Origin of the sequence: Streptomyces sp. NPDC000983, from assembly GCF_040299205.1 — a bacterium.
Lineage (GTDB): Bacteria > Actinomycetota > Actinomycetes > Streptomycetales > Streptomycetaceae > Streptomyces.
Window position 1 is genome coordinate 101,933 of record NZ_JBEPBM010000006.1, and the last position, 11,877, is coordinate 113,809.

An 11,877-nucleotide genomic window follows, 5' to 3' on the forward strand; every position below is an offset into this window, starting at 1 on the left:
TCAGGCGGCGCCGTCCGCGCGGCCCGGTCCGTCGTCGACGATCTCCGCGTCGACCACGCCGTCGGCGTCCGGTGGCGCGGCCGGGTCACCGGCGTCCTCCGTCGGGGGCCGGCCGGCCCGGGCGTACAGGGCCTGCCCCAGCTTCTGGCTGACGGTGGCGAGCCGCTCGACGCCGGCCCGCAACTCGCCCGTGGCGGCGTTGCGTTCCAGGAGCCCCTTCAGGTCGGTGATCGCGGCGTCCACCTCGGCCCGGGTCTGATCGGGCACGGTGTCCTCGACGCCGGGGTTCTCGCGGAGGAACCTCTCGGTCTGGTAGAGGAGTTGCTCGGCCCGGTTGCGGGTCTCGGCGGCCTCGCGCAGGCCCCGGTCCTCCTCGGCGTACCGTTCGGCCTCGCGGACCATGCGGTCGATGTCGTCCTTGGCCAGGGCGGACCCTCCGGTGACGGTCATCCGCTGTTCCCGGCCGGTGGCCAGGTCCTTGGCGGAGACGTGGGTGATGCCGTCGGCGTCGATGTCGAACGCGACCTCGATCTGGGGGACGCCCCGGGGCGCGGGCGGCAGCCCGGCGAGGTCGAAGAGCCGAGCTTCCTGTTGTGGGCGGCGATCTCCCGCTCGCCCTGGAAGACCTGGATGCCCACCGAGCGCTGGTTGTCGGCGGCCGTGGTGAAGATCTCCGAACGGCGGGTGGGGATCGTGGTGTTGCGTTCGATGAGCCTGGTCATCACGCCGCCCTTGGTCTCGATGCCGAGGGACAGCGGGGTGACGTCGAGGAGCAGCACGTCCTTGACGTCGCCACGGATCACGCCGGCCTGGAGGGCGGCGCCCAGGGCCACCACCTCGTCGGGGTTCACCCCCTTGTGCGGGTCCCGGCCGGTCAGCTGTTTGACCAGGTCGGTGACGGCGGGCATCCGGGTGGAGCCGCCGACCAGGATCACATGGTCGACCGCGGCGAGTTCGATCCCGGCGTCCCTGACCGCCTGGTGGAAGGGGGTCGTGCAGCGGTCCAGCAGATCGGCGGTCAGCTCCTGGAAGCGGGCCCGGCTCAGCGTCTCGTCGAGGTGCAGCGGACCCTCGGCGGAGGCGGTGATGTAGGGCAGGTTGACGGTGGTCTCCGAGGAGCCGGACAGCTCGGTCTTGGCCTTCTCGGCTCCCTCGCGCAGCCGTTGCAGCGCCATCCGGTCGCGGCCGAGGTCGATGCCGTGCCGCGCCCTGAACCGCTGCACCAGGTGCTCCACGACCCGCTGGTCCCAGTCGTCGCCGCCCAGACGGGTGTCGCCGTTGGTGGCCTTGACCTCGATGACGCCGTCGCCGATCTCCAGCAGGGAGACGTCGAAGGTGCCGCCGCCGAGGTCGAAGACCAGCACGGTCTGCTCCTCGCCCCGGTCCAGTCCGTAGGCGAGGGCGGCGGCGGTCGGCTCGTTGACGATGCGCAGCACGTTCAGGCCGGCGATCTCCCCGGCCTCCTTGGTGGCCTGCCGCTGTGCGTCGTCGAAGTAGGCGGGCACGGTGATCACGGCGTCGGTGACGTCCTCGCCGAGGTAGGCCTCGGCGTCCCGCTTCAGTTTCTGCAGCACCCGGGCGGAGAGTTCCTGGGCCCGGTAGCGGGTGCCGTCGATCGAGCCCTCCGGCGGGAAGCGCCAGCCGGTGTCCCCCATGTGGCGCTTGACCGAGCGGGCGGTGCGGTCGACGTTGGTGACCGCCTGCCGTTTGGCGACCTCGCCGACGAGCACCTCGCCGTTCTTGGCGAACGCCACCACCGACGGGGTGGTCCGCGCCCCCTCCGCGTTGGCGACGACCGTGGGCTCGCCGCCCTCCAGCACGGCGACCACGGAGTTCGTGGTTCCGAGATCGATACCGACCGCACGTCCCATCGCTGTCCCCTTCCGCCCGGGCACGTCCCGGACTCCAGCACGCAACCCGGGCGGGCCGTTGTCAATGGGGCGGGGGTCCGGCGCGGGGGCGCGGGCTCAGCCGGTCACGCGCTCCGGCTCGCGGGGCTCGCCGCGCAGCGCCACGGCGCGCCGGGGCCGGTCGGTGATCAGGACGTCGACGCGGGGGTGGTCGAGGAAGGTCCGCATCAGGGTGTCGTCGTTGACGGTCCAGACCATGGTGAACAGTCCGTGCCGGGTGGCCTCCCGCAGCACGCTCGCGCGGGCGAGCCGCTGGTTGACCGCGACCCCGTCGGCTCCGCAGGCCCGTACCCGGCGCAGGGGCAGCAGCTCGCTGAGCCGGGTTCCGGGCAGCCGGGCCCAGCCGATCTCGCCGCGGTCGCGGCCCAGCGACAGGGCGGTGCGCACCCCGGGGAAGGCGCGGGAGATCTCCGCGACGGAACGGTCCTCCAGGGTGGTGGCGACGAACCCGTCGGTGCCGAGCAGGGCGACCGCGCGGTCGATGATCTCGCGCTCGTGGCCGATCTCCTTGAGGTCGAGGTGGCCGATGAGCTTGCCCGCGATCAGCGCCATGACCTCGTCGACGACCGGCACCGGGTATCCGGCCCGTTCGCTCAGCTCGGCATGGGTGATCGTCGACAGCGGTGGTCCGGTGTGGCCGGCGCGTGAGTCGTGGTAGACGACGAGGACCCCGTCGGCCGTCCGCCGGATGTCGAACTCGACGTACTCGGCCCCGCTGAGCAGTGCGTCCTCGTACGCCTCCCAGGTGGCGGCGCCGGAGTTCTCGGAGCCGCCGCGGTGGGCGGAGACGGCGGGTCGTAGGGGCATGGGCGGTCAACTCCCTGATGAGGTACGGGGCGCGGGCACCGGTGCGGGCGGCGGGTTCGCGGAGAGCAGGGTGCCCGGGCGGCGGCCGACCCTCCGCAGCAGCAGGTATCCGGTGGCGGTGAGGACGACGAAGGGCAGCCAGGCCAGCGCGTACGCGGTGCCGTACCGGCCGAGGTCGAGGATGGAGCGGCCGCCGTCGACGTCGGTGGCGTTGACGCCGAAGAAGGCGAGCAGCAGGGTCGGCGGCAGGGCTATCAGGGTGGCCGCGGCGACCAGCGCGGAGACGATCCGGTTCTGGCGTTCGTCGCGTTCGGCGAGGGCCGCGTCCAGGGCGGCGGAGCGGGCGTTGATGACGGAGGTGAGCCGCTCCACCATGCGGGCGGAGTTGTCCAGGCTGTCGCGGACGCCGAGGGTGTCGCGCAGCGAGGACTGGAAGCCCTCGGTGAGCATCTCCGGGATCAGCAGGCTGTCGACGTACGCCTCCACCCCGAAGGCGAGGTCCAGTTGGAGTTCGTTGACGCCGTCGGAGAGCCGGGAGATCAGGGTGCGGACCTCGGAGGGCGAGTCGATGAGGGCCTGCTCGTTCTCCTTCATCATCGCGAAGGCCACGAGCCGGGTGCGCTGGAGCACGGCCAGCGCGGAGATCATGCCGAGGGCGACGACGGCCAGGCCGTTCTCGACGTGCGGGGCCCAGCCGGCCTGCACGGAGACGCCGCGGCCGTGCGCGGAGAGGGTGATGCCCTGGTTCTTGAGGTTGGGCGGCACACTGACGGCGAGCCTCTCGGCGGCGGGCATCTTGCCGCGGTAGATGATCCCGTTCAGCTGGGCGCGCCGGGCGGGTTCGTCGTCGTGGGCGAGCAGTTCCTCGCGTAACCGGCCACCGGGGTAGACGAGTTGGTGGACGTTCAGGCCGAAGGTGAGGGGTTCGGCGAGCCCCAGGCGTTCGCCCACGACCGCCAGCAGGGGGCGGTCGCCCAGGCGCAGGTGCTCCCGGTCGAAGCAGGTGGTGGCCAGCCAGGCGGCCACGTCGGCGGCATCGGTCTCGCCCGTGAACTCGCAGTCCAGGAGGAGGGTGGCGTCGCCGCGCGGGGTGGCCACGACGAGGAGGTCGACGGAGGCGAGGGCCAGTCCGCCGCCGTCGCCGGGCAGCCGCAGTTCGGCAGGGTCGGGGCGCTCGGTCAGGACGGGTACGGGCAACACGGCGCCGCCGGAGGCCAGATGGGGTTCGAAGCGGCCGAAGTGGAACCGGTCGACCAGGCCCTCCGGCGCGTCACCGGGCGGCCGGACCCGGCAGCCCAGGCTGAACAGCAGCAGTATGCGCGTGAGTTCCCGAGCAGCGGAGTCAAGCACCGGCGCACTGCCGGCGGTTCCCGTCACCATCGCGTTCCTTCCGAGTCATCGGCGTCCGTCTCCTACCCCGAACCGACCTCGCGCAGGCCGCCCCGGGTGGGCGACCTGCGCGAGCCGTGATCCGCGAAGCTCAGGCGAGCTTCGCGTCCAGGGTGATCGGAACGGCCTTCAGGGCCTGGCTGACCGGGCAGTTGGCCTTGGCGTTCTCGGCCGCGGCGAGGAAGCCGCTCTCGTCGAGACCGGGCACCTCGCCCTCCACGGTGAGGTGGATGCCGGTGATGCCCTCACCCGGCTGGAAGGTGACGTCGGCCGAGGTGACGAGCTTGGTGGGCGGGGTTCCGGCGCCGGCCAGTCCGTGCGAGAGCGCCATCGAGAAGCAGCTGGAGTGGGCGGCGGCGATGAGCTCCTCGGGGCTGGTCTTGCCGTTCGCCTGCTCGGCGCGCGACGGCCACGAGACCGCCTGCTGGCCGATGCCGGAGGAGTCGAAGGTGACGGTCCCGCTGCCCTCCAGAAGGTTGCCTTCCCAGACGGTGTGTGCGGAGCGCGTGGTGGCCACGGTGATTCCTTTCGAGTGTCCCGGCTTCGGGGTTACGGGGACATCCGATCACACTCCGGCTCAACTCACCCGGAAGACCGGCCCACGCGGGCTGAAGGGCAGCCGTGCTCCGCGCGGGATCAGGTAGGCGTGCTCGCGCCGCACCCGCAGGGTGTCGCACCAGCCGTCGGTGATCACCAGGACGGGTGCGCCGGGCGGGAAGTCGTCGGCGCGGTGCAGGAGATCGATGCCCGGCTGGAGGACGGTGCCGCCGCGGCCGTGCACCCGGACCCGCCCGGCGATCTCGGTGACCGGTACGTAGCCCGCGTCGTGCGGGGCCGCGTCGCAGAACACCACCCGGGCCGCCGGTACGTCACGGGCCCCGGCGTAGGAGGCGATGGCGCCGAGCGCCTTGCCGAGCAGGACCCGGTCCATGGAGCCGGAGGTGTCCAGGACGACGCCGAAGGTGCAGCGGGCGATCTCCTCGGGCGGGAAGTACCGTCCCGCGCGCGGGATGTCGGGGGTGGACGCCTGGCGGCGCGCGGGGCGGGAGTAGCTGCGCACCGGCTCGGGCCGGGGCACGAACTCGTCGAACCAGCGGGCCAGTCGGGCGTCCCAGGGCAGCGGGGGGTGGCTGAGCGCGCGGATCTCCTCGACCAGGCCGCCGGGCAGGAAGCCGCGTTCCTGCGACTGGTGCAGGTCCAGGCCCTGGTACAGGCCGCGCCGGTAGAACTCGTCGAGGTCGACGTAGTCGCCGGGCGGGCATAGCGGGGCGCCGAGGATGTCGCCGACGCCCTTGCCGCGCAGGGTGGACAGGCGCCGCATCCGGCGCAGGTCGCCGGCGATGCGGTCGTAGACCTCCTCGGCGGACAGGCCGGCGAGCGAGGCGTCGTGCAGCAGGCCCTCGGGCATGGTGCCGACGTCCATCTCGTTCAGCCAGCCGTTGATGACGTAGTCGCAGGCGACGTTGAAGAGGTAGGGGTCGCGGCCGCCGCAGCGGTCGCCGTGGCGCAGGGCGGCGTGCAGCATCTCGTGGGCGAGGACGAACCGCCACTCCTCGTCGTCCAGCACGACGAGCGGGTTGACGTAGATCTCGCCCGCCTCGGCGTTGACGGCGGCGACGGAGACGCCGTGGGCGCGGGCGAGTTCGGCGTCGGCGACCAGGGTGATGCCGGCCGCGACGCCGGCGAGCAGCGGGTAGGAGGTGAGGAACCAGTTCAGGGCGCGCTGCCAGGGGCGCTTGGGGGCGATGTCGCCGTCCAGGCTGTCGCGGCGGCCGCCGGCCATGTCCATCGCCGCGCTCACCGTGCGGGTGAGCGCGGTGGCGAAGGCGAGCTGGTGGTCGGGCGGGCTGCCGTACCAGCCGTGCCACTCCACCAGGTGCAGGTCGGGTTCGTCGCCGGCGGTGCCGCAGCGGGCGTAGGCGGCGGGGACGCCGTCGCGCCGCCAGCGCGCGGCGAGCTGTTCCTCGTCGCCGTCGGGGTAGGCGGTGGGCAGCTCCTCGGGGGTCCGGCCGATGGGGAAGCCGAGCAGGAAGCGGTTGACGACGGCGCAGCGGGCGGCGAGGTCGCAGGCGTCCGGCTGGGCGCGGGTGCCCTTGGCGGCGGGGACGTGGCCGAAGCCGAGGTGGAGGACGGCGTGCGCGAGGGCCCAGGCCCAGGCGGCCGGATCGGCCGTCCGGTCGGGGTGGACGTGCAGGGTGGCGTCGGAGCAGACGCGCACCAGGCCCTCGCGCGGGGCGAGTTCGCAGCTCTCCTGGCGGCAGACGTCGAACTCCACCGCGGCCAGCGCGGGGTTGGCCCGCACCAGCCGCATGCCCTCGGCGAACGCCTCCGCCGCGAGGTCCCGCTTCCGGGACCGGGTGCGGCTCACCGGCGGGCCTCCACCAGCCGCGGCATGTCCCGGGCCGCCTCGACGAGGAACCAGGCGGGCAGGACGGGGTTGCCGTCGGCGTCCGAGGCGATCACGGTCTGGGCGACCTCGACGGAGACCTCGGCGAGCTGCACCAGCAGCGACTTGGCGCGGTAGGCGGTCTGGCGGCCGTTCGCCGACATGTGCTCCTTGCTGGCGGGCAGTTCCTTGACCAGCCGGCCGCGGAAGGAGTCGGCGAGGTAGTAGAGCAGGTCGCGGTCGGCCGGGCCGCCGGGCCAGCGGGCGTCGCCCTTGATGATCGCCTCGATGCCGAACCGGCTGCGGACGATCTTGACGTAGCCGCAGAAGGCGCTCGCGTGGGCGGGGGTCAGCGTGCCGTGCGCGAGGACCTTGAGGGTCTCCTCGTCCAGGCCGGGGCCGAAGGAGTGCAGGGCGTCGGAGAGCATGTGCCAGGAGCGGGGCGTGGAGAACGGCTCCTCGGTCTTGGGCGGCTTGGACCACAGGTGGTCGGGCCGGTCGGTGAGGTGGTCCACCACCCAGGGGTGGATGCCGTTGCCGCCCGCCCAGGCCAGCCAGTCCTTGGGGGACGCCTCCAGATGGACATGGGTGAGCCGGTTGACCAGCGCGGAGGCGATCGGCCGGGCGAGGGCGTTGTCGGTGGCGCGGTTCCCGGCGCCGATGACGATGGACCCCGCGGGCAGCTCGTAGGAGCCGATCCGGCGGTCGAGGATCAGCGAGTAGAACGCCTTCTGCACATCCGGGGTGGCCGCGTTGAGTTCGTCGAGGAAGAGGCAGTACGGCTCGTCGCGGGCGATGGTCTCGGGCGGGCAGAACACCGACCGGCCGTCGCGGATCTGCGGCACGCCGATGAGGTCCTCGGGGGCGAGCTGGGTGCCGAGCAGGCTGACGCACTCCAGACCGAGCGAATCGGCGAAGTCCCGCACCAGGGAGGACTTCCCGATGCCGGGGGCGCCCCAGACGAAGACCGGCCGCACGGTGGCCAGGCCGAGGAGAAGTTCGGGCAGACGGGCGGGGGTGACGGTGACGGCAGCCTGCAACGCAGAGCCTTTCAAGGGTGTTCGAGCGAGTTCGACTGCCGAACAGTGTGGGCGGACCGCCCGCTCGTCGCACCCGGTTTTCAGGCCGCCCGCTCCTCCTCCGCCGTCGGCTCCACCGGCACCTGGGGGCCGTCGGACTCGCGCAGCCAGCGGCGCAGTACGCGGTGGACGTGCTCGGCGCCGACGAGTTCCGTGCCGTCCTCGGCCGGCGTGGACAGGGCGAGCGGGGACAGCAGGAAGGGCAGGCCCTGGGCGCCGCCGAGTCCGCCGTGGGAGCCGATCTGCTCCTCGAAGGCGAGGACCTCGCCGTCGGCGGGGTCGTACATCGAGTTGACCATGATGTCGGCGGTGTGCGGGAAGGTGTGGGTGCGCCGGACGGCGTCGGCGGCACCGGGGCCGAAGGGGGCGAGGGGTCCCGGGTCCCGGTCGAGCCGGTCCAGCGGGATCTCGGTGCCGAACGGGCCGAGTACGACGCCGCCGTGCCGCTCGCTGCGGACCAGCAGGAAGCCGATGCCCGGGTGGTTGGCGAGGGTGGTCAGCAGCGCGGGGTGGCGGGCGTCGATCTCCTCCTTGGTCATCCGGTGCGGGACGTCGGGGAAGGAGATCAGGCCGAGGTTGCCGGAGGCGAGGACGATCGGCTCCGAGTGGCGGTCCGGGCGGTGCCGCTCGTCGCGCGAGTCGCCGGGCATGCGCAGCGCGGCCCGTACGGCGGCGCGGGCCTCGGCCCCGCTGTGGGTGCGCCGGGCCCGGCGCGGCACGGGCAGCCCGCAGCCGGCCCGCACCAGGTCGCCGAGGGTGAGGCCGTAGCGGGTGCGGAAGGTCTCCCCCGGGCTCTGCCCGTGGTCGGACAGGACGACGAGCCGGTAGGGGCGCGGGGCGTGTTCGGCGACCTTCTCGATCAACCGCAGCGCCCTGTCCAGGCGTTCGAGGACCTTCTCGGCGTCGCGGCTGGCCGGGCCGGAGTGGTGGGCGACCTCGTCGTAGGCGACGAGGTCGGCGTAGACGGCGGTGCGGCCGGCGAGCATGTCGCCCATGACCGCGGCGACGACGACGTCCCGTTCGACGACGGTCGCGAAGGCCCGGACGAAGGGGTACAGGCCGCCGCGGGAGACCCGGGGGCGGGCCTTGCGCAGCCGGGCGCGGGTGGACTGGCCGAGTTCCCGGCCGACCTCGGCGAAGAACGACAGGGCGGTGCGGACCGCGTTCGCGGGGTCGGAGAAGTAGGCGAAGTAGCCCGCCCGGGAGCGGTTCTCGCGGCTGCGGCGGCGGGTGGCGATGGAGAGCACGAGGGCCTGTTCGTCGGCGCCGCCGCTGAACAGGTTGCCGCGGCTGGCGCCGTCGAGGGTGAGCAGTCCGCCGTCGCCTCGGGCCTCGACGGCACGGCGCTGGAGTTCGGCGGCGCTGGTGGGACGGTTGCAGACCATCACTTCCCGGCTGTCCTTCTCGTACCAGCGGAAGGCGGGTACGTCGTGGTTGCTGCCGTGCAGGATGCCGAGCTGGCTTGCGCCGGTCTGGCTGGACCAGTCGGTGCGCCACGGGGTGAGGCGGTGGGTGGGGCGCTCGGGGTCGGTCCAGCGGGCCAGGGTGGGCATCAGCCCGGTGGCGACGGCGTCCCGCAGCAGATCGTGCCCGACGCCGTCGAGCTGAAGGAAGACGGTGCCCGGGGTGGACGGACAGGCCGGCCCGGCACCCCGTCTGCGGTCGGCGAGGCGGTACAGCCTTCGCCGGTAGGCGTCGTCGTCGCGTACGGCGAGGGCGGCGCCGGTGGCGGAGGCGACCGCCGACATCACGGCGGCGACCACCACGGCCGTCTCCCAGGCGGCGCCGCCGCGTTCGGCGGGGTTCAGCCGCAGGGCGACCAGGAGGAGGGCGCCGTTGAGGAAGAAGACCAGCAGGCCGAGGACGAGCGCGGGCACCAGGAGCAGCAGCCGCACCAGCAGGGGCCAGACGAGGGCCGACAGCACACCGAAGGCGCCGGCGCCGAACGCGGCGGTGACCGCGATGCGGGTGGCGCTGTCCCCGTCGGGGGACTGGAGCTGGAAGTCCGGCAGGATCCCGGCGAGCACCAGCATGGTGAGCGTGGACACCGCCCACACCGTGACGCTGCGCCCGACCTGACTGGCGACCCGCCGCCAACGCCGCCCCAGCACGCCCCGCACACCTCACGTCCCGGCCCGACACCCAGCCGGACCTCCCCCCACCCTGTCACACACCCCAGACCCCCCGCCCCTGCACCAACCGACGGCACGCCCAACCCACCCAGGGGCGCGAGGAACTGCGCGACCAGCCCCAACGGCGCGGCACCCGCGCTAGGGGGCGCGAGGAACCGCGCGACCAGCCCCCACCGGCCGGCACCCGACCAACAACCCCTCAAGGGGCGCGGGGAACCGCGCGACCAACCCCCACCGGCCGGCACCCGAACAACAGGGCCCCAGAAGAACCCCCGGTTCAGCGCCCGTCGTACCCCGCCGTCGGCAACGACAACCTCCGATGCACCCGAGCCTTCATCTGCGAGTCGTACCGCGGCTCCTCACACCCCACCGTCTCCACCCGCACCCCCCGCCGCACACACTCCGCCGCGAACTCCTCCACGGAGGACACCGCACTCTCCAGCACCCGCCGACTCGGCACCACGAACAGATCGACCCCGGCCCGAACCCCGTCCCACAGGGCGTTGTGATCGGTCCGAAGCCCCCGCACCAGCAGCTCCCGGCTGACCGTGTACCCCCGCTCCGCCGCCCACCGCGCACAGATCGCGTGCTGGCTGCGGGAGTCCACCAGAAAGGGCTCGGCGTCCAGTTCCTCCAACGGCGTCAGACTCGCGATCGCCGTGACCCGCACCGGTCCCATGGGGTCCCCCTCACCTCCGGGTTTCAGGCGCCGACACTACTCCTGCCCGTAGGCTTCGGGGGAGTCGCACGAAGGAGGCAAAGAGGTGTCCGTGGAGATCACCTGGTGGGGACACGCCTCCTGCACGGTCACCGACTCAAACGTGCGCGTGCTCACCGATCCCCTGTTCGCACGCCGGCTCGCGCACCTGCGCAGGCGCCGGGGCGAGCTCCCCCCGCCGGACGCCTGGCGTGCGGACGTCGCGCTCGTCTCCCATCTGCACGCCGACCACCTGCACGTTCCCTCGCTGGCGCGGCTCGCGCAGGGCACGCGCCTGCTCGTGCCCCGGGGCGCACTCCGTGCCGTGCCGGGGTTGCGCCGGCTCACGGGTCTGCGGGTCACCGAGGTCCGGCCCGGCGATGTGACGCGGGTGGGCGCACTGCGGGTGCGCGTGGTGCACGCGCGCCACGACGGGCGCCGGCTGCCGGTGGGACCGCACCGCTCCCCCGCGCTCGGCTATGTCGTCGAGGGGCAGGCCCGTACGTACTTCGCCGGGGACACCGGGCTGTTCGACGAGATGGCCCGGGAGGTCGGCCCGGTCGACGTGGCGCTGCTGCCGGTGGGCGGCTGGGGGCCGTACCTCGGCGAGGGGCATCTGGACGCGGGGCGCGCGGCGGAGGCGCTGGCCCGGCTGGCACCGCGCAGCGCGGTGCCGGTGCACTACGGCACGTACTGGCCGATCGGGATGGACGCGGTGCGCCCGCACGAGTTCCACGCCCCCGGCCACGAGTTCGTGCGGCTGGCCGCGGAGCGCGCGCCCGGTGTCGCCGTGCACCGGCTCGGGCACGGGGAGAGCGTCCGGCTGGAGGTGACCGCGTGAGCTGGCTGGCCGCCGCCTCGACGACGGCGCCGACCGAGTCCGCGCAGCAGGCGATCGGTTATCCGACGCTGTTCGTGCTGGTGCTGGTCGGGGCGCTGGTGCCGGTGGTGCCGACGGGTGCGCTGGTGAGTACGGCGGCGGTGGTGGCCTTCCATCAGACGGCGCCGTTCGCGCTGGCGATGGTGTTCGTGACGGCGTCGGTGGCGGCGTTCCTCGGGGACATCACCCTGTACTGGCTGGGGCGCCGGGGCCTGCGGTCGAAGAACGGGTCGCGGTGGCTGGGGGCGATCCGGTCCCGGGCGCCCGAGGAGCGGCTGGAGCAGGCCCAGGGCAAGCTCGCCGAGCACGAGGTGGCGGTGCTGGTGCTGTCCCGGCTGGTGCCGGCAGGCCGGCTGCCGGTGATGCTGGCGTGTCTGCTGGCCGAGTGGCCGCTGCGGCGGTTCGCGCGCGGCAACCTGCCCGCGTGCCTGGCCTGGGCGGTCACCTACCAGCTGATCGGGATCCTGGGCGGTTCGCTGTTCCCGGAGCCGTGGGAGGGCGTGGTCGCGGCGGTGGCGCTGACGCTGCTGCTCAGCGTGGTGCCCGGCCTGTGGCGGCGGATCCGCACCGCCAGGTGAGGTCCGGGGCGCAACCCAC

The 11,877-nt window shown here is 73.5% G+C and carries 9 protein-coding genes and 1 pseudogene; 2 read left to right on the top strand and 8 right to left on the bottom strand.

Going from position 1 to position 11,877, the window contains the following annotated elements; translation table 11 throughout:
- The 8 genes and pseudogenes from dnaK to ABT296_RS08995 all read right to left on the bottom strand — a co-directional run bounded on the left by dnaK (window position 1) and on the right by ABT296_RS08995 (window position 10,382).
- A pseudogene (dnaK, locus tag ABT296_RS08960) lies at window positions 1-1,871 on the bottom strand (molecular chaperone DnaK).
- Window positions 1,872-1,967: 96 nt separating this feature from the next.
- A complete protein-coding gene (locus tag ABT296_RS08965) occupies window positions 1,968-2,717 on the bottom strand; it encodes a glycerophosphodiester phosphodiesterase family protein (protein WP_351924830.1) in 750 nt (249 codons plus the stop codon).
- A gap of 6 nt (window positions 2,718-2,723) precedes the next feature.
- Entirely contained in the window at window positions 2,724-4,097 is a 1,374-nt protein-coding gene (locus ABT296_RS08970; protein WP_351924832.1) for a magnesium transporter CorA family protein, read from the bottom strand.
- Window positions 4,098-4,197: 100 nt separating this feature from the next.
- The gene (locus ABT296_RS08975; RefSeq protein ID WP_351924834.1) at window positions 4,198-4,623 is read right to left on the bottom strand and encodes an OsmC family protein; all 426 of its coding nucleotides are present in this window, start codon (window positions 4,621-4,623) and stop codon (window positions 4,198-4,200) included.
- Window positions 4,624-4,683: 60 nt separating this feature from the next.
- Window positions 4,684-6,474: a vWA domain-containing protein gene (locus tag ABT296_RS08980; RefSeq protein WP_502977208.1), complete on the bottom strand. Its 1,791-nt coding sequence runs from the start codon at window positions 6,472-6,474 to the stop codon at window positions 4,684-4,686.
- Window positions 6,471-7,532: an ATP-binding protein gene (locus ABT296_RS08985; protein WP_351924836.1), complete on the bottom strand. Its 1,062-nt coding sequence runs from the start codon at window positions 7,530-7,532 to the stop codon at window positions 6,471-6,473. The genes ABT296_RS08980 and ABT296_RS08985 overlap by 4 nt, the downstream gene beginning before the upstream one ends.
- Window positions 7,533-7,612: 80 nt before the next feature.
- Window positions 7,613-9,682: an alkaline phosphatase family protein gene (locus ABT296_RS08990; protein WP_502977209.1), complete on the bottom strand. Its 2,070-nt coding sequence runs from the start codon at window positions 9,680-9,682 to the stop codon at window positions 7,613-7,615.
- Between the two features lie 298 nt (window positions 9,683-9,980).
- Window positions 9,981-10,382: a hypothetical protein gene (locus ABT296_RS08995; protein WP_351924840.1), complete on the bottom strand. Its 402-nt coding sequence runs from the start codon at window positions 10,380-10,382 to the stop codon at window positions 9,981-9,983.
- A gap of 85 nt (window positions 10,383-10,467) precedes the next feature.
- Here ABT296_RS08995 and ABT296_RS09000 point away from each other — a divergent pair, with 85 nt between their 5' ends.
- Together ABT296_RS09000 and ABT296_RS09005 are read left to right on the top strand one after the other, a co-directional pair.
- On the top strand, window positions 10,468-11,241 hold the full coding sequence (locus ABT296_RS09000) for an MBL fold metallo-hydrolase (RefSeq protein WP_351924842.1): 774 nt from the start codon (window positions 10,468-10,470) through the stop codon (window positions 11,239-11,241).
- Entirely contained in the window at window positions 11,238-11,858 is a 621-nt protein-coding gene (locus ABT296_RS09005) for a DedA family protein (protein WP_351924844.1), read from the top strand. The genes ABT296_RS09000 and ABT296_RS09005 overlap by 4 nt, the downstream gene beginning before the upstream one ends.
- Window positions 11,859-11,877: the final 19 nt, after the last annotated feature.